We start from the raw sequence: 21,958 nt of genomic DNA on the forward strand, positions 1-21,958 counted from the left end.
CTCCGATCTGTCCGATCCGGTTGTACAGTATTCAGGCGAGATCTATCAATATGTTGGCGATGAAATGGTTGTTTCCTGGAATTTAAAAAATGGGCTTAGCAATAATAATTGTATCCAATGTTTTTTTGCCATGAAAGCGGCCATCAGCAGGCAAAGCGGGAAATACCATCAGCAATTCGGCTTGCTGCCTGCGTTCAAAGCAGGGTTTCACCTGGGAAAAGTGACGACCGGAGAAATAGGGGTTATAAAAAAGGAGATCATCTTTACGGGTGATGTGCTAAATACAACGGCACGGATACAAGGGCTTTGCAATACCTACCAGGTTGACATACTCATTTCTGACAGTTTGATAAAAAAGCTGACCCTCCATTCCCAATTTCAAATTAGATCATTGGGGGAGAGTGAATTAAGAGGCAGAGATGAAAAGGTAGCGCTTTATACGATTTCCTGATCATCTACAGGAAAGACAGTAAATACTTTTAGCAACATAACAATGTTTCCGGTATGGTTCATTTAAAAACGATCATTGTACTTATTATATCAACCATATTATTTTCCTGCTCACCTGTTTTAAAAAGCGCAAAGATCAAAAGCCTTACTGCAAATTATTGTGAGCCGAATATTCAGTATGATTATTCAGCGTTAAACGCAGCTGTGCAAAAATTTCCGGGGCAGGACAGCATCCTTAACGCCCACTTATCAAAACATGATCTGCTGCTAAGCGAAATAACCGGTATTGCACCGCATTTAGCGGCGTATTATGAGGCGAAAGACACATTAACTTTACTGATGTGCAAACAAAAGATCACGGACCGGCTTTTGTTAACCGGTACCGAGCTGGAAGCCATCGTAGCAGAACTGGACTGCAATGGTGAACGCATTGATCAACTGGCCAGCTATGTGGATGATATTAACCGTAACAGGAATACCAGGCTTACCGTGGCTTCTGTTGTAGTAGGCGCACTCACAACGGTAGCTACTGTTGCCCTGAAAAATGATGCCAGCACCGCGGCAGGTGTTGCCGGAGGCCTTACCAGCGCAGGCCTGGGCGCTTTAACTATTAATCCAAAAGGGAAACGGGTATCCATCGCCTTTAAAAGAAGCCTGCTGAAAAACATCTGGAACAACGATAATGCCGACCAGGCCTTCCCTCCTGCCATCTGGAAGATCCTGAATGAAAAAGCATTCAGTAATTCAGGGGACCGTTCTTTAATTGAAACGATTAAGAACAGGTGGCAGCAATACGAGTTTAATGGCAAAATAAACCCTGCCGATCAAACACTTTTTTTTGATAAAGGGGGTATTTCTACCGCTGACGACCTGCATTCCCTGGCAAATATGTTTAACGAGCTGCAGGCCACTATACGGTCCATACAGCAGGATCTGCGCAGCCTGGGTTTAAAGGTGAATAGTTTGTGAAAAGAGGGGTGCATTATGCCTGGTTAAATGGAAAAAGAAGTTGGAAAGCATTACTAATAATCAAACATTAGCACATATACTATGACACATCAATATTATGAATCGCAAATAAGATTTCTGCAGACCCAATTCAAAGGAAAAATGGGCATTGAGCTCACCGACCAGCAAGCCGAAAAAGTGCTTTCATATGAAGCAGAAAAAAGCTCAGGCTCTTCTTCGTATTTCTTTTCAGCCTGGGAAGAGCTGGACTATGAGCAGGATAAATTCCAGGAAATTTTAACACCTGCTCAATTTGCAGATTATCTATCAGGGAAGCCGGCCCGTATAAAACAAATTGAAAAAAGTTTAATTGATTACGACCAGCAATACTTATCTCAATTAAACGCTGTAGAAGAAAGGATGGTTTATTACCAGGAAACACTCATCCCGGCATTGCGTAACGACCTGAGGAGATACAGCTCCAATTTCTTTTACGTGAGAGAGAAAGTAGATTTCCTGAGATCCGAATTTAAAAAGTACCTGGCTGATTCAAAAAGGCGAATGCTGGTTGAACATTATCGTCACAACAAAACCTTTCAACCTACCGTTTTAAAGGTTTCCCTTTTACTTCATAAGCAGGCCTGCTTATATCCGGACTATTTTCCCTTTAAAGCAACCATGGATGCTCCAACCAAAGCTGTTGCCGACTACCTGTATGAACGCCTGTTAAGGACCGCTGAAGAATTACAGAATGCTTTAAAAGATACCATGGATAAATTTAAGGATTTTTGCACCAGTAACTTTGTAAAACATTTTGGCGAGCCACAAGGCTGGCATGCATTTTATGGAGCCAATAACAGCAAAGAGGAATTGATGTTCACCATTCTTTTTGATCCGGAAAAATACCTTTCATAATACATAATCCTTTAATTATTCATTCTTAATTATTAATTATTCATTACTCCCCGTAACAAACCTATACAGGAAAGGCGCTTTATGCGCTTTACCAGTATATTGTTTTTCCAGCCTTTCCAGCACATTCAGGCTAAGCAGCTTTCGCTGGAAATTGGTACGCACAAATTTCTTCTGATACACGGCCTCATATAACTTCTGCAATTGCCCCATGGTAAAGGTTTCACTCATCAGGTTAAAACCTACCAACTTTTTATCCAGGTCTGACTGCAGGCGGCTTAATGCTTTTTTGATAATAAGATCATGATCATACAACAGCTTGGGCAGCTTATTTACATCGAACCATTTAAACTCTGTAAAGAAGATCTCTGTTTCAGGCTTTACTTTTGTATCATCTATCAGGGCATAATAGCATACGGAAACAAAACGCTGGTCAAACCAGTTGCTCCATTGCGCTTTGCCGATGATCTTTTGCAGCTCTTCCTTTGCAACGGTTTCTTTTGAGCGGCTGGTATTGCCGGAAGTGTAAAATTGTTCCAGGTAAATATCCTGCAGGCCGGTTCTTTCCTGCAGGATGCGCAGGGCTGCATCGTCCAGGTTCTCTTCTTTCTTAATAAATCCTCCCGGCAATACAAAGTAGGGCGTATTTGCAAATCGCAGCAAAAGCACTTTCAGCTTATCGTTGTGAAAGCCAAAGATCACCGTGTCCACGGAGAGTCCGGGCATATAAATAGCAGGAGCGGTTTCCATAAACTCCCGGATCCCTTCTTTTAACCCACGAACGTCCCCTTCATGCTGGTTCCCCATATTCAAGCATCATTTAACTGCCCCTAAATTAAGGTAAGTGAAAATATTTTTTTGAAAAAAACATAAAATCCTTATTATTGTATCAAAGTGATACAATATAGGTTGTTTTATTGTTTTGCAGCCATAGATTGCCACCTGAGTTCCACGTACAATAATGTACCAGTCCTGTATTCACTGATTACCCTGCCAGGCCTTCCTGTTTATAATTAACTAAACCCTTCTGATAAACCATAAATTAATCAAATGAAAAAGACAGCAACTATTTTAACCGGGATCCTTCTCCTGGGTGTTTTAAATGCAGGCGCCCAATCTAAAGCCGGGGCTGATTATTTTGCCGGCAAATGGAGTGTGCTTTTCAAAGGCACGCCCAATGGCGATGCCCGGGTGTTCTTTCTTCTGGAACAAAAGAACGACTCTATTGCCGGTGTGGCACAGGATACCACTGGTGTAGAAATATCAAAGCTCACGGACGTTACACTGAAGGATAATGAGATTGCCTTTAACTTTACTGCACAGGGTTATAATGTAAACCTTCTTTTAACGCGTAAAGATGAAGACCATGTAACCGGAAGCCTTATGAATATGTTTGATGCGGAAGGCGAACGCCGGAAATAACATCGCGCTAAAAATAACCCGCTAACCACAACAGCCTGATTACCACGTTCAAAATAACAGTTATGAAACTACCTGGTGCAGTAAAAAAGACCGTGCCCGCTTTTACCCTTGCGCTGTCATTACTCCTTTTCCTTGCAAACACCCTCCATGCGCAAACGCAGCGTGTGCTGGTATTCTCCAAAACAGAAGCGTTCCGGCATCCATCCATTGACGCAGGAAAAGCAGCTTTTTCAAAAATGGCAGCCGAAAAAGGTTTTGCAGTAGATTTTACTGAAGATGCGGCGCAATTCACTACAGCAACCCTGAAAAAGTATAATGCCGTAGTGTTCCTGAGCACTACCGGCGATGTATTGAATGATGCCCAGCAGCTGGAATTTGAACGGTACATACAGGCTGGTGGCGGTTACCTTGGCATCCATGCCGCGGCAGATTGCGAATATGAATGGCCCTGGTACGGAAAGCTGGTGGGTGCTTATTTCCTCAATCACCCCATGCCGGACAATGTTCAAAAAGGGAAATACTATGTAGTGGATAAGAACAGCTTTGCTACCAAAGGAATGCCCGAGCAGTTTGAGCGCAGCGATGAGTTTTACAGCTTCAAACAAATTGACACTTCCATCCATGTGCTGGTAAAGATCGATGAAACATCTTACCGCGGCGGCAAGAACGGCGCTAACCATCCCATGAGCTGGTATCATGATTTTGACGGTGGCCGCTCTTTTTATACCAATATGGGGCATACCAATGAAACCTATGCTGAGCCGCTGTTCCTGGATCATGTATGGGAAGGATTACATTACGTAATGGGTGGCGACAAACCGGCTGCACTGGATTATTCAAAAGCAAAACCGGAAGAAAACCGCTTTTCAAAAGTGGTGCTTGCCGAAAAGCTGAACGAACCAATGGAGCTGAGCGTGTTAAACGACGGACGCATTTTATTCATTGAAAGGCATGGCGCTGTAAAGCTGTATAACTTAAAGACCAAACAGCTTAAAACCATTGCTACCATTGCTGTAAGCACAAAATATAAAGACAAAGAAGGCAAGGTGTCAGAGGCGGAAGACGGCTTGCTGGGATTAAACAAAGACCCCAATTTCTCTAAAAACCACTGGATCTACCTGTATTACTCCGACCCTGTAAAAAGTGCCAATATTTTAACGCGGTACACGCTGAAGGGCGATGTGCTGGATATGCAGTCAAAGAAGGTAATGCTGGAAGTGCCCACCCAGCGGGAACAATGCTGCCATACCGGCGGTTCTATTGCCTGGGACAAGCAGGGAAACCTTTACTTATCCACAGGCGATAATACCAGCCCCCGGGCAACGGCCTATGCCCCTATTGATGAACGGCAGGGAGCCGGCCCCTGGGATGCACAAAAATCCTCCGCCAATACCAACGACCTGCGTGGAAAGATCTTACGCATCACCCCGCAGCCGGAAGGCACCTACACTATTCCGGAAGGCAATCTTTTTCCTAAAGGAACCGATAAAACAAGGCCGGAAATATTTGTGATGGGCAACAGGAACCCCTTCAGGATCTCTGTTGATCAAACATCGGGCACCCTATACTGGGGGGAAGTAGGCCCGGATGCAAATGACCCCGATTCGCTGAAAGGCCCGGCAGGACAGGATGAAATAGGGCAGGCAAAAAAACCGGGCAATTATGGCTGGCCCTATTTTGTAGGAGATAACAAACCCTATAACCATTTTGATTTTGCGGCCAATAAACCCGGCGAAATATTTAACCCGCTTAAGCCGGTCAATAATTCACCTAACAACACCGGTTTAAAAGAGCTGCCGCCGGCGCAAAACGCTTTTATCTGGTATCCCTATGGCGTGTCCAAAGAGTTTCCGCTGGTAGGTACCGGAGGCAGAAGCGCTATGGCCGGCCCGGTGTTTTACAGCGCTGCATTTAAAAATGCAGTGCATGCTTTTCCGGCTTATTATAATGGAAAATTACTGATCTATGAATGGATGCGCGGATGGATCATGGCCGTAACCATGGATAAGGACGGACGCTATGTTTCTATGGAAAGAGTAATGCCCAGCTATAAATTCAGCAACCCGGTGGATATGGAGTTTGCAGACAATGGGGACCTGTACATGCTTGAATATGGCACCGGCTGGTTTACTGCCAATGACGATGCAAGGCTGATACGCATTGAATACAATGCAGGCAACCGGAAGCCGGAAACGATCATCAATGCCGACAAGATGGGCGGCGCGCTTCCATTTACCGTAAACCTCTCCTCCAAAGGAACAAAAGATGCGGACGGCGATCCCTTACAATACTCCTGGAAGATCACCTCTAAGAACGGTTATACGAAAACCATCAGTGAACCGGATGCAACGCTTACGCTTACAAAGCCGGGGGTATATAAGGCTACGCTAACCGTATCTGACAATAAAGGCGGCCTGTCATCCCAATCTATGGAGCTAACCGCAGGCAATGAGCCGCCGGTAGTATCTTTCAATATTGGCAAGAGCAATAAGACCTTTTACGTTCCCAACAAAACCTATCACTACCAGGTGGAGGTAAAAGATAAGGAAGATGGCTCCCTGGCCAATGCAAGAATAAAACCCTCGCAGGTAGCGGTGAATATCGATTACCTGGCAGAAGGTTTTGACAAAGCAGAAATTGTACAGGGGCACCGCACTGCAGATGAAGCCGTGAACGTAACAAAAGGCTTAAAGCTCATCCAGGCCAGTGATTGCCGCACCTGCCACGGAGATTATAAAAAGTCCATTGGTCCCTCCTATTTCGCTGTTTCCACAAAATATAAAGGCAGTACAAATGCAGTTGAAAAGCTAACCAGGAAGGTGATCTCCGGCGGGAAAGGCGTTTGGGGCGATGTGCCGATGGCGGCGCACCCACAGCTTGCAGCGGAAGATGCTGCAGAAATGGTGAAGTATATCCTGAGCCTTTCACAGCCCAAACCCAAAGTGAGATCACTGCCGGTGGAAGGGACTTATACCACCAAACAGCAACCCAATGACAAAGGCCAGGGTATGTACCTTTTCCGTGCAGCCTATACCGATAAAGGTTCCAACGGCCTGCCCGGGATCCCGGCGGAAGGGGCGTTCACGTTGCGCAGCCCTAATATTAATCCTACCAGGTATGATGTGGTAACAGACGCTACCAAAATGAGCTATGAAGGCAATAACTTTGTGATCCCTTCAAAATCCGGCAGCTATATAGGCTTAAAACAAATTGACCTTACTGCTATTAAACGCATTGATATAACTGCCATGGCTCCCAAAGCGCAGCTAAATGCAGCCGGAGGTATTATTGAATTACATATAGATACTCCAAACGGGAAGCTGCTTGGCCAAACGGCCTTTATTGGCGACGCAGGCGGCGGCGCGCTGAGCTTTGGCGGAAAACCGGTATCGCTTGAAGTTACACCCACTGAAGGCGTACATGATATATACCTTGTATTCAGCAATCCGAAAGCCCAGCAAGGCACATCGTTAATGATTGTATTGAATACTGCGTTTAAAACAGAAGACGCCACCAGCACCCAGGAATAACAGTGAGAATTACGGATTATCAATTACGGATTATGCAATCTGAAGGCTTGCAGTACCTCATTCGTAATTGATAATCCGTAATTCGTATCTTTAAACCCCATGCATTATTTCAGCTTTACTTTTCTTTTTACCATCCTGGGTATTACCATGGCAATGGGACAGCAGCAGCTGCCGGTTGCCGTCAATTTCAAAAAGGCTTATCTGCAACAGACCCGGAATGCCAATGGATCTCCCGGTAAAGCCTATTGGCAAAACAAAGGCAGCTATACTATCAAAGTAACCTTTGATCCGAATACAAATGCGCTGTCCGGGAATGTGGATGCTAACTACACGAATAATAGTCCTGATACGCTCAGGCAGGTAATTTTTAAGCTTTATCCAAATCTCTACCAGGCGCAGGCCATGCGCAATGTCCCGGTATTACCTGAAGATCTGACCAAAGGTGTTGAAATCAAAAAAATGCTTGTTAACAATAACCTTGTTGATAGCAAAAAGCTGCTGATCAGGGGCACCAATATGTATGTGAAAGGTGTAACAATACTGCCCGGACAAAGTGCCCATTTTGACATTGACTATGGCTACCAGGTAAATAAAACTTCCTTTGTACGCACCGGCCAGGTTGATACAGGCGCTTTTATGATCGCCTATTTTTTCCCCCGCATTGCTGTTTATGATGACATAGATGGCTGGAACGAATATCCGTATGCCGGCAAGGAGGAGTTTTATAACGACTATTGTGATTTTAAGGTCAGCATCACTCTTCCCGGCGACTACCAGGTTTGGGCCACCGGTGAATTGCAAAACCCTGCAGCCGTATATAAACCTGAAATAATTGAAAGGATAGCAACCGCAGCACAAAGTGATGGGTTCACAGATATTATCACCAGCGCTGATCTTGCAGCACATAATATCACGCTTAACCATCCTGCCAACACCTGGATCTTTGAGGCGGATAATGTTACAGACTTTGCTTTTGCTGCCAGTAACCATTATGTATGGAAAGCATCCAGCCTGGTGGTTGACCCCAAAACAAAGAGAAGGACCCGGGTGGATGCTGTTTATAATCCCCAACATAAAAGCTTTGAACCGGTTGTTGATTATGCCCGGAAAACCGTTGACCTGATCAGCACTAAAGTGCCGGGCCTCCCCTTTCCATACCCGCATGAAACTATTTTTGAAGGCCTGGATGCAATGGAATATCCTATGATGGTGAATAATTTACCATTTGAGGGTACGGAAGCGGTTGCGTTTACAGCGCATGAAATTTACCATACCCTTTTCCCCTTTTTGGTGGGAACCAACGAAACCAAATATTCTTTTATGGATGAGGGCTGGGCTACTTTTTCGGAATTTACGCTGCAAAAAGAAATTACGCCTGATGTTGTGGACGTTTATGACCTGAGCCCTGTGAACAGCAGCGCCGGTACAGACCAGGATGTACCCATCATGACCCTTACGCCGCAGCTTTACGGCAAGGCGCGGTTTTCAAACAAAGACCTTAAACCCGCGCTGGGCTTTCATTATGTAAAGGAAATGCTGGGCGACCAGCTGTTTTATAAAGCCATGAATCACTACATCAGCCAATGGCAGGGCAAACATCCAACACCTTATGATCTTTTTTACTGCCTGAACAAAGGCGCCGGGGTTGATCTTAACTGGTTCTGGCAAAACTGGTTCTTTGAAAAAAATGTTCCTGATCTTGCTATAGAGAAAGTTACTCATCAGCAATATAAATATACGGTAGTCATTACACGCAGGGGACAAGGAATTATTCCGGTGCACCTCACCATTTTTTATAAAGATGGCGCAACGGAAACCATTAGCCGGGATATTGCCTGCTGGGAAAAAGGCAACCGCACTATTACCCTGGACTTCACTGCTAAAAAAGCGGTCAGTAAGCTGGTGCTGGGAGATGCCTATGATGCGGATGTGGATAGCAGCAATAATACCTGGAACAACAATGCCCGGTAAGACTACCGGGCGAATTTGTTAAACCTACAAACTGTTACACTACTGTAAAACCTTAATAGGCTCAAAGGTAAACGTGTACGGTTATACGGTTAAAGCGTTTAACCCTGAAGCGGACAAAAACGAACCTCAACCGGTTTATTTGCCGGTTAATGAAATTTCTGCCGGCAGCATGGTAAACGAGCTGGCTGCACAAGATCAGATCAGCGGAAAATTCTCCAATAACACAGGCATTTTCAAAAAACATGCAACCGATTGCGCATCTTTTTCAAATTATTTCTACATTAGCCTGGTAACTTTCATAACAGATCATATGACAAATGGGAAAGAAGATAAAGAAATAACGATCTATGATATTGCCAAAAGACTAAAGACATCCCCGGCTACGGAGAGCTGTGCCCTGCAGGACCATCAGCATCACTTCGCAAATAGGTAATACAACTACTATTATCCTCCGGTTTGACCTGATTGTACGGCAATCGTCCCTTAAAGGTCATTGATCCATAAAAAATTCCACATGAAACGATGGTCGCTTCTCTTTTTCCTGCTGCTGTATTTCCGCGCCGCCATAGCTGAAGATGGCTACAGGCTTTGGTTACGCTATGATAAGATCGTTAACTCAACGCTCTTGCACAGCTACCTTAACCAGGTTAATACTATTTATTTCCCGGCGGGCACGCCTGTACTGGATGCTGCCAGGCAGGAACTTTTCAGCGGCCTGGAAGGATTGCTGGATAAAAAGATACCTGCCGGTGATCATGCATCCGGCAGCTCCCTCCTCATTTTTACAAAAGCGCATACCCCGCTTAACCTCTCTGCCCCAAAGGTTAAATATGAAGACCTTGGAAAAGAAGGTTTTGCAATTAACAGCACAAAGCAGGGTATTATTATAACAGCCAACACGGATATAGGCATATTGTATGGCGTATTTCATTTTCTGCGGCTCCTGCAAACCGGCCAAAGCCTTGAACACCTTGCCATTACCAGCGCTCCGCGGATCCAGCACCGCATTTTAAACCACTGGGATAACCTTAACCGTACCGTGGAAAGAGGTTATGCAGGTTTCTCCATCTGGAACTGGCATACGCTGCCGGAGTATATTGATCAACGTTATATTGACTATGCCCGGGCCAATGCCTCCATTGGCATCAATGGAACAGTACTGACCAATGTAAATGCAAATGCGCTGGTGCTTACGAAAGATTATTTATTAAAGGTAAAAGCACTGGCCGATGTGTTCCGCCCCTATGGAATTAAGGTATACCTCACAGCCAGGTTCAGCGCACCTATTGAGATTGGTAAGCTAAGCACTGCCGATCCTCTGAACGATACGGTAAAGGCCTGGTGGAATGCAAAAGCAAAAGAGATATACCAGCTGATACCGGACTTTGGCGGCTTCCTGGTGAAAGCAAATTCTGAAGGGCAGCCAGGACCGCAGAGCTATCAGCGAACACACGCGGACGGCGCTAATATGCTGGCAGATGCAGTGGCGCCTTATGGCGGCATTGTAATGTGGCGTGCGTTCGTATACAGCAATGCATCGCCGGAAGACCGGTTTAAGCAAGCTTATAATGAATTTAAACCGCTGGATGGGCAGTTCCGCGCAAATGTGCTGCTGCAGGTAAAGAACGGGCCTATTGATTTTCAACCCAGGGAACCTGTTTCTCCGCTTTTTGGCGCTATGCCTAAAACGCCGCTCATGATGGAGTTTCAGATAACGCAGGAGTACCTGGGACAATCTACCCAGCTGGTATATGAAGCGCCCCTGTTTAAAGAAGTGCTGGAAACAGATACCTACCATGGCGGCAAAGGCGCTACCGTGGCCCGTATAATAGATGGCGATCTGCATCATTACCCGCAAACCGGCATTGCAGGTGTGGCAAACATCGGCAACGACCGTAACTGGACCGGGCACCCGTTCGGGCAGGCTAACTGGTATGCATTCGGCCGGCTGGCCTGGAACTATGAGCTCAGCGCAGCACAAATAGCAGATGAGTGGATCAAACAGACCTTCAGCAGTGACACCCTGCTGGTAGCTACTACAAAAAAAATAATGCTCTCCTCCTATGAAGCCATGGTGAATTATATGACACCGCTGGGCCTTCATCATATTATGGGCACAGGGCACCATTATGGCCCGGCGCCCTGGATCACCAATGCCGGAAGGCCCGACTGGAACCCGGTATATTATCACCGTGCCGATTCAGTGGGGCTGGGCTTTGACAGAACAGCCACCGGCAGCAATGCGCTGGCGCAATATGCAGCGGGCATGCAGCAAAGGTTCCAGGATGTGCATACAACCCCGGAAGCCTTCCTGCTGTGGTTCCATCATGTTCCCTGGAACTTTAAGATGCAGTCCGGCAGAACGCTGTGGGATGAATTATGCTACCGCTATTATTCAGGAGTTGCCACTGCAAAAACAATGCAGCAGCAATGGAATACGCTGGAAGGGCGGGTGGATAAAGAACGTTTTAAACAGGTGCAGATGTTATTGGCCATCCAGGTAAAGGAAGCTACCTGGTGGCGCAATGCCTGCCTCCTGTACTTCCAGACCTTTTCCAAAATGCCCATCCCCGGCCAGTATGAGCAGCCCGGCAAAACACTGGACTACTACAAGGGGCTGCGTTTTCCATATGCACCCGGAAATGGGTAAGCGATGCAGCTTCCACGTTAAAACAACACATAAATGAGCATGAATACACAATCAAAGATTGCAATTGTAACAGGTGGCGGATCCGGTATTGGCCTGGCCATCGCAGAGAAATTCGTAGCGCACGGCATCCACACCATTATTGTAGGCAGGAACCCCCAGAAGCTTACTGCCGCAAAAGAAAAGCTTGGGCCTTTATGCGAAGCCCTTACCTGCGACCTGAACGATTTTGCCGCCATCCCCGGGCTGGTAACCGGTATTGTTGAAAAGCACGGGCGCATTGATATCCTGGTGAACAATGCCGGCATTAACATGAAAAAGGAATTTACCGATGTAACGGATGAAGACTTTCAAAATGTGCTGCACACCAATGTTACAGCTGTTTTCATTATTTCAAGAGAGGTGATCCGGCATATGCTGGAAAACAATATCAAGGGCAGCGTTATTAATATCAGCTCCATGGCTTCGCAGTACGGCATTCCAAAGGTAATTGCCTATACAGCCTCCAAGTCGGCCATTGAAGGTATGACACGGGCCATGGCCACGGAGCTTTCGCCCAAAGGCATTCGCATTAACTGCATTGCACCTGGTTTTATTGCTACTGAAATGAGCGCCAAAGCGCTGAACACGGATCCGGAACGAATGGGAAAAGCAATGGGCAGAACTCCTATGGGCGAGCTGGGGCAGCCTTCCGATATAGGAGCAGCAGCCCTGTTCCTGGCTACAGATGCGGCCCGCTACATTACGGGGATTGTAATGCCTGTAGATGGCGGTAATTCCATTGGCTTTTAAGGCATACGGATGACTATATGTACCTGCATCACCGGCTAAGCTGGTTCCAGGCAATCGGTTGAACCAACTACAGCTGTTTAAGTCCAGGGGAAATTAATTTCCTGATCCTGGTCAAGTAATATAGTTTTTTACATAGAGTAACATTAAAAGGTCTCGTTCAAATTCAGGAAAAAGCCTTTTGAGCCATGCATACCAAATGCATAGTCTAAACACAGGTTGGTGCGGGTGGTTTTATTGAACAGGATGCGCAAACCCGCGCCGGCAGCGGGCCGCCATACTTCAAATAATTGGGTGCCTACCCGGTCGTTAGCGGTTTGTATGTTCGCAAAGGCAACACCACTAAACAGCTTATTTCTTGTTATGGGAAAACGGTATTCTGTTTCAGAGTAAAAGTACTGCGTGCCTTTATAATAACTGGACACATACCCACGGCCGCTGCGGAAGCTGGGATCCCTGCCGTTACCGGGCAGCTCAAAATAAGGCACTGCGCCGGTAAGCACCCCGGAGCCCCAGCTCCAGAATGCAAGCACATGTTCCGGGTTACGTGCTGAAAGGCTGAAGTATTTCCGGAAATCGACCGTTACCTGCGTTGCATTCCGGGAGCTGCCTATCCAGGTTTGATTCACCCGTATGCCAGCATCCAGGTACATACCTTTATAAGCCCTGTTGGGGTTGTCGCGGGTAATATATTCCACATTAAACAGGAACCCATTGGCAAAATAATGATCCTGTGCAAAACCAAACCGCTCATTATAGATCTTATAAGGTACCTGTATGGAGTCGTACTTGGCGTTGGTCAGCTTTCTTCTTATATCGAACTGTACACCGCCGCCTAAAAAGAAGTTATGCTTTACCTCCCTGTATACTTTTTCAAAGAATTTATAGTACTGGGAGTGCCATACAAAGGGTTTACGGTCAGCATTTGCCAGTATTTTATCGTCCACGCTCCCATCTACGGGATCCTTGCCAATGCCCATCCCAAAATCGGGTGTAACAGATTTTGAGGCTACCAGGCTCCCCTGGATATTCCACTTATTGCCCGGTGTAAATACATTATGTGTGAAGTAAAAATAAATAATGCCTTTAGTGGTAATGGAGGCTGATGTTGCTGCCACCGACATATAGGTGTTGGGCTTGTTGCCTAATACTTTACCAGCTACAGCTTTTATGCCCAGCTGGAAACCAATGGTAGGGTTAGCCGCTATATTAGGTACTACGGTGATGGCCGATCTTTTACGCAGTGAATCATCTTTCCGTTTGGGATGCAGCACATCATTGATCATGTCGCCGATATCGTATTGTTTATGGAAATCGTTCGCCGGGCCTTTTTCCTGCACCTTTGTATTGGGAACTATTGTTTGGGAAGTATCAACAGGGGAAGCAACCTGGCTATAGGCATAACCGTGAAATGCTACCAGCAGCGGCACCAGCAAAAATTTTAGTAGCGAATAAGGCCTTTTCGTTTTATTCGTTATTTCCATAATATGTCGAGTCTGTTATCCGGATTGAAGATATAACATCCTCCCAAACGGCATGCCAGGGTGAGCTGAAAGCTGAAAGCATAAAGCCGAAAGCAGTACATATTATGTTAGCGTAGCATGTAATGGGGTCAGGATTTTTTTACAGCGGTTACTTTTATGATGTTATAATAGATCCTGTCCAGCAGCGTCATATTCCGGGTTATAACAATCCCCTGCGCCTTCAATCCATTCTTATACGGCACCGGCCTGTTATAATTGGTAACCAAAGCAGTGCCTATGGCTGCTGTGGCCAGGAAACCGCTGTCTGTAGGTACTTTTGAAATGTAATTTATTTTGCTGTCAATGAATCCGAATTCCTGGTAGGGATAAGCGTTAAAGCGCAGCTGCACATGCATGCCGGTATCAACTTTACCGAAATTTATTTGCGGCAGCAGCAGCTCTGCATAATAGGTGGTTTCTGTTGGCACCACATATCCCAGCACTTTCCCGGTTTGTAAGAACATATTTTCCTGCAGGGGCACTACAAAAGCTATCCTGCCATCAACAGGCGCCCTTAGCAAATACCTGCGCATCCAGTCGTCTACTGAACTTCTCAGGGTTTCCAGCATTTGCTCAAAGATCAGCTTCTGCTGGGCAATGTCATGATCCAGCTGAAAAATTTCCTTCTGCTTGTCCCTTACCTGGTTATCATTTGAAATGTTTGCGGCGCTTAATTGTGGCAATGTGGATTGTTTGTTTAACAGCTTCCTTCTTTCCTCGCGCAGCTCTTCACTCGATATTACCTTCTGGTTATATAACAGATCCCTCATCGTAAAAGATTCTTCTGCCAGCTTCAGGTCCTGCTCTGCAATCTCTCTTTGCTGATCAACGGTTTTTGTGAGCTGGTTAAGCGAAAAAATATCCTGCTGCAGCATTTCCTTTTTGCGGTTATAAAAACCATTTACAAAATAATCGCTGAATTGCTGGTAGCCGGCTATGAACTGCTGGTAGGTTGCCTGCAGCTCTCCCAGGTGGGTGTAGTGCTGGTAGAAGAGGTTGGCTACTTTATCCGGCCGGCCGCCGGCTAATAACACCATGCTGCTGTCCAGCTGTTTTGCCAGCGCAATCACTTCCTCATGGCTGGCCGTGCTCTCTATCCAGCCAATAATATCATGCTGCGATACGGCTGCATCGTTCTGCTTGAACAACCTCACCAGGCGGCCCTCCTGCCTGGTAACTATCTCTTTGGGTGCATGGTTTGCAGTCAGGATCGCATTTGCCTCTACCATATCAGGATACTCAATAAACCAGGTGGCTGACAGCAGCAGCAATAAAATACCCAGGAAGATCAGCAGCGCCCATTTTTCCAGGAAATCGGGCTTGCGCGATATTATTTCCAGGGCCAGATCAGAACGGGCGCCGGTTTTTCTTTTACCATTGGGGCGCAGCGGCATAGCGAGGATCTCTTCATCAATAGGTATTTCGTTCTTCATAACAGGTGGAATTTATCGGGTTAAAGAATATGCTCAGCTACCCAGCTCCAGCTGATTCTTTACCAATTGAAAATATTTTCCTTTCAGGGCGGATAAGTAAGCGTGGGTACCTTCTTCAGCGATCTTACCGTCATGCAATACGATGATGTTATCGGCATTTCGCACAGTGCTTAAACGGTGGGCTACCACCACCACTGTTCTTCCTTTAAAGAACGCTTCCAGGTTCTCTACGATCGCTTTTTCGTTGTTGGCGTCCAGCGCATTGGTGGCTTCGTCAAAAAAAAGATATTGCGGATCTTTATAGATAGCCCTGGCGATTAAAATACGCTGCCGCTGGCCCTGGCTTACTCCTACCCCATCGGCCCCCAGCTTTGTATAAAAGCCGTTCGGCAGCGATTCAATGAATGAAAGGATCTGGGCCATCCTGCAGGCTGTTATCAGCTTATTGTAATCTTCTATTTCATCGCCAACGGCTATATTACGGGCAATGGTATCGTTAAAGATATATCCATCCTGCAGCACAGCGCCGCACTGGCTGCGCCAGAAAGAGGGACTCATATATTTTAAATTATTGGCCCCTACTTTCAGCTCTCCTTCAAACTGCTCATAGAACTTAAGCAGCAGCTTTAATAAAGTGGTTTTGCCGCTGCCGCTTACGCCTACAATGGCAGTTACCTTTCCTTCCTCAATTTTCAGGGATACATCTTCCAGCACCGGATCGTTGCCCGCGCCGGGATACGCGAAGGATAAATTTTCAACCGTAATGCTTTTATCGTCCGGTAGCTGGTGCAGGTACGACTTTTCAGCGGATTCCTCATCGTGCAGCTCATGCACTTCATTTAAACGCTCCATACTGATCCTGGCATCCTGCGCGCCTTGCGCAAATCCGATCAGCTGGGATACCGGGCTGTTTAACTGGCCAATGATGTATTGCACTGCCAGCATGGTGCCAAAAGTAAGCTGCCCCTCCACCACCATTTTAGCAACCAGGAAGGTGATCACAAAATCTTTTCCCTGGTTAAGGAACAGGGCCCCAATCTGCTGGATCTGCCCATAGTTAAGGCTTTTAAAATTAAGCTTGAAGATGTTTGCCTGTAAGTTCTCCCATTCCCACCTTTTCAGCTGCTCTGCATTGTTCATTCTTATTTCCTGCATGCCCTGCACCAGCTGTAAGGTTGCATTGTTTTCCTTTGCAGCAACATGGAAGATCTCATAATTCAGTTTCCTGCGGATGCGCATAAAAAGCTGGATCCAGCTAAAATATAATGTGCTGCCTATAATGAACACAAAGAACAACTGCGTACTATAGGTTACCAGTATAATGGAATACAGGAAGAAGTTAAAAATGGAGAATAAGGTATTCAGCACAGAGCCGGTAAGAAAGCTTTGTATTTTCCCATGGTCGCCTATACGCTGCAGCGTATCGCCGGTGTGCCGCAGATCAAAATAGGAAAGCGGCAGCCGGGTAAGCTTGATCCAGAAATCAGACAGGATAGATATATTAAGGATATTGGAAATGCGCATCATTAACCGGCTGCGTATAAACTCTACGATAGAGCTGCTGAAGGTAAGCATCAGCTGGGCAATAAGCACAATAGTGATATAATGGAGGTTCTGGGTATTGATGCCGGTATCCACAATACTTTGCGCAAGAAAGGGGAAAATCAGCTGTATCAGCGAGGTTACCAGCAATGCAAGAAAAACCTGCGCCACCTGCCACTTTCCGGGCCTCAGGTATTGTGTTACCGCGCTCCAGGAAAGCTTATGCTGCTTTTCTCCTTCCTGCTCATAAAACCTGGGCGACACTTCCAGCACCAGCACCAGGCCGGCCTCCTCCCCTTCATCATTCACTGTTGAAAGCCAGTGCTGCTGAAATTCAACGGGCGAGTAAACCACAAATCCCTTACCGGGATCGGCTACCCTGACCCGTTTATTATTTATTTCCACCAGCACTACAAAATGACTTTGATCCCAGTGAAGAATGCAGGGCAGCGGCACCTCCTGCAGCTTTTTAAAGGTAATGCGTGCGCCACGGCTCCGCAAGCCAATGCGCTCGGCAGTTTCGCTGATACCCAGCATAGATACGCCCTGCTTATTGAACCCGGCTTTCTGTCTTAAAGTATCTGCATTATAATGCCGGCCATAATACATGGCAATCATTCTCAGGCAGGTGGGGCCGCAATCCATCGCATTAAGCTGTTTATAAAAAGGGAAGCGCTTAATTGACATAGGAAATAATTAGGCAAAATGTTTAATGGTCACAAAACAAACGTGATTAAAATATTCAATAGCTCAGTTTTATACAGATGATCTCATGATAACGCTTGAGGTTGCTGTCATGGTTAATTGAGACGTGTTATAGTTGAACCGAATTGGATACTAATTTTATAAAAAATAATTCAGAAAAAGAATAGGATTATTTCTACAGCTCAAAAATTTTTCTTTTGTTTCAAATTTCCCCTACTATTTATTTTTTTGTGTATTTTAGTTGAAATAACCTTATAACCTTTTACACCACGTTATTCGTACGTAACCGGTTTTCCCAATAACCCAAAAAACCATTACTCTCATGTCCTTAAAGAAATATCTGGAGAAGGTCAGGTTCATTGATTGGCTTATCTGCACCAAGTCAACCGGAAAGCAAAAAGACCTGGCAAACCGCGTAGGAGTAAGCATTAGCACCATTAATGAATACCTGAATGAAATGAAGGAGGCCGGCTTTCCGATACGGTATTGCCACAAGCGCCAAACCTATTTTTATGAGCGGGAAGGGCGTATGGTAAATTCATTATTTAAGGAAGATCTTAGCCGTGAAGAATTAAAAAAAGTAAACGGTGGCATGTACCCGATACTGGGTCAGCTGATCACTTCTTATAGTCACCCCGCTGCATCGTAATAAGTAGCTGCGGTTGTTTTATTGCCACGTTATTTAAATTCCACCTCGGGCCGGAAACGGGTTTGCCATGCCGGAAATGATCCCACAAAAAAAATTATAAAAAGAAATACACTCCGATTATATCGGAGTAGCGCTTTTGAACTTTATGGTGTAAAAAGGAAGTAACCAAAAAGCTGCCTATGCTTCGCCTATTTGCGCCTGTGAAGGAAAACTGCGTTCAAAGTGTAACCATTCTGCTAAAAGAGTTAAATGTAAAAGTAACAGCTGCCAGTGTAAGAACAGACTTACAAAGCCACCCTGATTACCCCAGCCTGCTAAGCGTGGGGGATGTGCTGTCGGGCTATGGCGTGGAGCACGTTTCTTTTAAAAGCAATGCTGCACATTTAAAAGATATGCCCACCCCCTTTCTGGCGCAGCTGAAAGGGAATGACCGCCGTGATGTTTTCACGGTTGTACGATCCGTTGAAAACGGTACGGTGTGTTTCTTTAACCCTGACAAACATTTTTTTGAAACCATCCGCACGGAAGACTTTGAAAAAAAATGGGTCTCTCAAGTTTTGCTGCTGGCAGAAGCCGGTGAGCAGGCAGGAGAAAAGGACTATGCTAAAAAACGCCGTGCCCAGCTGCGCAACAATGTGTTTACATTGTCCGCTATACTTGCCATACCGGTTATTACCGTTATTACCATTCTGCTGAATGTTATACAGCATGGCAGGGCAGCCTGGGCCCCCTCGCTATTTACCTTTATTACATTATTGGGCTGCATAACAGGTTTTTTATTGTTATGGTATGAGGTTGACAGTCATAACCCGCATTTAAACCAGCTATGCAACTTTAACAAAAAGGCAAGCTGCCACGCAGTGCTGCAATCAAAGGCATCAAAAATATGGGGCATAAAATGGAGCACCATAGGCCTCACCTACTTTTCAGGCAGCCTGTTAGCGCTGCTGTTCTCAGGCATTACAAACAGCCAGCTGCTTTCCATACTTTCCTGGCTGAATATAATAGCAGCGCCCTATATTATTTTCTCCCTTTATTTTCAATGGCGGGTGATAAAACAGTGGTGTGTGCTATGCTTAACCGTGCAGGTGCTGCTGGCGGCACAACTGGCCACTACGCTGGCCGCCGGCTGGCCCGGTATTATAATGGAAAGCGGGCCTTCTTTAACGGAGCTGGTAATACCTGTATCAACAGCGTTCCTGGTGCCGGTTCTTTTCCTGAACCTGTTTGTGCCCGCTTACCGTCATTCAAAAGAAGGCCGGGGACATAAAACGGAGCTGCAGCGGCTGAAGCACGATCCGCAGATCTTTGACGCCCTGCTGGCAAAACAAAAAATATTAACAGAAAGCAGTAAAGGACTTGGTATTATGCTGGGCAACCCGGATGCCTCTAATAAGATCATAAAAGTTTGTAACGCTTATTGCGGCCCCTGTGCCAGGGCGCATAAACCCCTGGAGGAATTACTGCATAATAACCCCGACCTGCAGGTACAGATCATATTCACCGCCAGCAACCTGGAAGGCGACCGGCAAACGGCTCCTGTAAAACATTTGCTGGCCATTGCCCAAAAGGGAAATGCCGGTATGCTGGTGCAGGCCCTGGACGACTGGTACCTGGCAGATAAAAAAGACTATGAAACATTTGCAAGAAAATACCCGGTGAATGGAGAATTAGAGACCCAGGGCCCTATGGTGGAAGCCATGTATGCCTGGTGCAGCAAAACAGCAATAGCTTTTACGCCTACTATTTTCTTCAACAATTACCAGTTACCGGAGATGTACAATGTTTCCGATCTAAAATATTTCCTATCCGCATAAGCTGCTGGCAGCGGATTAAAATTCTTTATCCCGGCCGGGTAAAGCTGCATTCAATCACTAATTATCAAAAAAAACAACAAGATGAAAAAACTGAAATTAAAGGCACTTGAGCTCGGCGCATCTGAGCTGCTTACAAGACAACAGCTGAAAAATGTAATGGGTGGAAGCGGCAGCGGCGGCAGCACCTGCGAAGTTTCTGTAAACTGCTACAGAACCGTTTACCAGAATGGCCAATGGGTAGAAATAGCCAATGGCACTATAAAATGTACCAGCGATACCGGTAACTGTACTCACAGCACTACCTCTATCAGCTGTGACGGCAAAACTATTAACTGCTGATCCTTCAGGCTCACATAACCCCAGTTCTGCTGGATCCCGGATCTGTAAAAGGTCCGCATCTCAGCAGAGTGGGGTTTTCCCGGAATAAGTAACCCATAAGTGATTGTTATGAAGCTTTCCATTTGTATCTGTATATTCTCTTTAACATTGCTTTATGCAGGGCTTTCCCATGCACAAAGCAACGGGGAGATCAGGATACACCTGGAAACGAAAACCGGCAACGGTCCTTTTGCTCCCTTTCTGAATAGCACAGAGCTGAATGACCCCAACGATATAAACTTTGATCCAGCCCGGAAATTTACGGGCATACCCAAAGACCTGGCTGAAATGATCATCAAACAGCTGGACTTTCAGCCGGAACAGGGCATTTATGAGCTATACCTTCGCCTGCAGGGGCAGATGAAGCCGGAGATGTTAATGAAAGCTTTGTCGAAATACCATGCAGATACGCTGCAACTAAGCCGTAGCCCCATTAAACATCTTGTATTCTTTGTTTCCGGGAAGAATAACAAAGGTAAACGTGTAGTCATCACCGATACAAATAACAACCTTGATTTCGGCGATGAAAAGGTGTATGAATACGACACCGCCACCAGCAAAGACTTTCCGGAGAGCCTGCCGGGCCAAACCGTTCATTACCAGTACGCCTACAATGGCAAAGTGTATGAAAGAACCTTTCAGCTGAAAGCTTCACCTTTTCCATCTTACTATACCTACCGTAATCCCGTGGAAGAAAGGCTATACCTGGCAGGCATGCAGGATGAATACCGGGAAGGCCTGCTTACTCTTGACAATAAAACCTGTAAGATACAGGCCGCCACCAATAACCAGCCAAGATTTGCGTATAAGCCTTCCAATACCAGCATACAAGTACAGCTGCCGGGAAATAAAGAGCCGGCAGCATATACCGTAGGTGATACCTTAACCCTTCACAACCGGAGGTACCGGTTTTCCGGCATTTCTGTTTTCGGGGATACCCTCCTCCTGTCTTACCTGGGCCGGGGCGCCGTTATCTATGGCACAGACTCCGGCAAAATTGCCTATAACATTACAGCAAAGGACCTTTCGGGGCAGCCATTTAACCTGGATCAGCTAAAAGGGAAATATGTGCTCATTGATTTCTGGGGCACCTGGTGCAAACCTTGCATAAGCGCAATACCGGACCTGGTAAGGATCTCCCAACGATTTAAAGATAAGGTGCAGGTAGTAAGCGTGGCCTATGATAATCCTGAAAATATGGATGCTTTAAAAGCAATGATAAAAACAAGCGGCATGAACTGG

At 45.9% G+C, this 21,958-nt stretch carries 17 protein-coding genes; 13 read left to right on the forward strand and 4 right to left on the reverse strand.

Going from position 1 to position 21,958, the window contains the following annotated elements; translation table 11 throughout:
* The 3 genes from VIM87_RS11410 to VIM87_RS11420 all read left to right on the forward strand — a co-directional run.
* The coding region (locus tag VIM87_RS11410) for an adenylate/guanylate cyclase domain-containing protein (RefSeq protein WP_331997117.1) at positions 1-451 on the forward strand (451 nt) is incomplete at its 5' end.
* A gap of 203 nt (positions 452-654) precedes the next feature.
* Complete coding sequence (locus VIM87_RS11415) at positions 655-1,419, forward strand: hypothetical protein (RefSeq protein WP_331997118.1); 765 nt, start codon at positions 655-657, stop codon at positions 1,417-1,419.
* A gap of 81 nt (positions 1,420-1,500) precedes the next feature.
* Positions 1,501-2,313, forward strand: a complete 813-nt coding sequence (locus VIM87_RS11420) for a hypothetical protein (RefSeq protein WP_331997119.1) — start codon at positions 1,501-1,503, stop codon at positions 2,311-2,313.
* Positions 2,314-2,349: 36 nt separating this feature from the next.
* Here VIM87_RS11420 and VIM87_RS11425 read toward each other — a convergent pair whose 3' ends face one another.
* The gene (locus tag VIM87_RS11425; RefSeq protein WP_331997120.1) at positions 2,350-3,117 is read right to left on the reverse strand and encodes an NUDIX hydrolase; all 768 of its coding nucleotides are present in this window, start codon (positions 3,115-3,117) and stop codon (positions 2,350-2,352) included.
* Between the two features lie 243 nt (positions 3,118-3,360).
* Between VIM87_RS11425 and VIM87_RS11430 the strand changes: the two genes are divergently transcribed.
* The 6 genes from VIM87_RS11430 to VIM87_RS11455 all read left to right on the forward strand — a co-directional run bounded on the left by VIM87_RS11430 (position 3,361) and on the right by VIM87_RS11455 (position 12,672).
* Positions 3,361-3,732 carry a hypothetical protein gene (locus VIM87_RS11430; RefSeq protein WP_331997121.1) on the forward strand — a complete coding sequence of 124 codons (372 nt, stop codon included), beginning with the start codon at positions 3,361-3,363 and terminating at the stop codon, positions 3,730-3,732.
* Positions 3,733-3,794: 62 nt separating this feature from the next.
* Complete coding sequence (locus tag VIM87_RS11435) at positions 3,795-7,262, forward strand: ThuA domain-containing protein (RefSeq protein ID WP_331997122.1); 3,468 nt, start codon at positions 3,795-3,797, stop codon at positions 7,260-7,262.
* A 99-nt stretch (positions 7,263-7,361) separates the two neighbouring features.
* Complete coding sequence (locus VIM87_RS11440; protein WP_331997123.1) at positions 7,362-9,233, forward strand: M1 family metallopeptidase; 1,872 nt, start codon at positions 7,362-7,364, stop codon at positions 9,231-9,233.
* Between the two features lie 139 nt (positions 9,234-9,372).
* A complete protein-coding gene (locus VIM87_RS11445; protein ID WP_331997124.1) occupies positions 9,373-9,666 on the forward strand; it encodes a hypothetical protein in 294 nt (97 codons plus the stop codon).
* An 81-nt stretch (positions 9,667-9,747) separates the two neighbouring features.
* Positions 9,748-11,883: an alpha-glucuronidase family glycosyl hydrolase gene (locus tag VIM87_RS11450; RefSeq protein WP_331997125.1), complete on the forward strand. Its 2,136-nt coding sequence runs from the start codon at positions 9,748-9,750 to the stop codon at positions 11,881-11,883.
* 39 nt (positions 11,884-11,922) lie between these two features.
* A complete protein-coding gene (locus VIM87_RS11455) occupies positions 11,923-12,672 on the forward strand; it encodes an SDR family oxidoreductase (RefSeq protein WP_331997126.1) in 750 nt (249 codons plus the stop codon).
* Positions 12,673-12,815: 143 nt separating this feature from the next.
* Here VIM87_RS11455 and VIM87_RS11460 read toward each other — a convergent pair whose 3' ends face one another.
* The 3 genes from VIM87_RS11460 to VIM87_RS11470 all read right to left on the reverse strand — a co-directional run bounded on the left by VIM87_RS11460 (position 12,816) and on the right by VIM87_RS11470 (position 17,854).
* The gene (locus tag VIM87_RS11460; RefSeq protein ID WP_331997127.1) at positions 12,816-14,153 is read right to left on the reverse strand and encodes a BamA/TamA family outer membrane protein; all 1,338 of its coding nucleotides are present in this window, start codon (positions 14,151-14,153) and stop codon (positions 12,816-12,818) included.
* A gap of 128 nt (positions 14,154-14,281) precedes the next feature.
* Positions 14,282-15,625 (reverse strand): HlyD family secretion protein, encoded by a 1,344-nt coding sequence (locus tag VIM87_RS11465; RefSeq protein WP_331997128.1) that lies wholly within the window; start codon positions 15,623-15,625, stop codon positions 14,282-14,284.
* Positions 15,626-15,658: 33 nt separating this feature from the next.
* A complete protein-coding gene (locus VIM87_RS11470) occupies positions 15,659-17,854 on the reverse strand; it encodes a peptidase domain-containing ABC transporter (protein WP_331997129.1) in 2,196 nt (731 codons plus the stop codon).
* Positions 17,855-18,194: 340 nt separating this feature from the next.
* Between VIM87_RS11470 and VIM87_RS11475 the strand changes: the two genes are divergently transcribed.
* The 4 genes from VIM87_RS11475 to VIM87_RS11490 all read left to right on the forward strand — a co-directional run.
* On the forward strand, positions 18,195-18,521 hold the full coding sequence (locus tag VIM87_RS11475; protein ID WP_331997130.1) for a winged helix-turn-helix domain-containing protein: 327 nt from the start codon (positions 18,195-18,197) through the stop codon (positions 18,519-18,521).
* 179 nt (positions 18,522-18,700) lie between these two features.
* The gene (locus VIM87_RS11480) at positions 18,701-20,338 is read left to right on the forward strand and encodes a vitamin K epoxide reductase family protein (RefSeq protein WP_331997131.1); all 1,638 of its coding nucleotides are present in this window, start codon (positions 18,701-18,703) and stop codon (positions 20,336-20,338) included.
* Positions 20,339-20,419: 81 nt separating this feature from the next.
* Positions 20,420-20,677 carry a hypothetical protein gene (locus tag VIM87_RS11485; protein WP_331997132.1) on the forward strand — a complete coding sequence of 86 codons (258 nt, stop codon included), beginning with the start codon at positions 20,420-20,422 and terminating at the stop codon, positions 20,675-20,677.
* A 108-nt stretch (positions 20,678-20,785) separates the two neighbouring features.
* The coding region (locus VIM87_RS11490; protein ID WP_331997133.1) for a TlpA disulfide reductase family protein at positions 20,786-21,958 on the forward strand (1,173 nt) is incomplete at its 3' end.

Source organism: Chitinophaga sp., assembly GCF_036569125.1.
In the GTDB taxonomy this organism is placed as follows: Bacteria; Bacteroidota; Bacteroidia; order Chitinophagales; family Chitinophagaceae; genus Chitinophaga.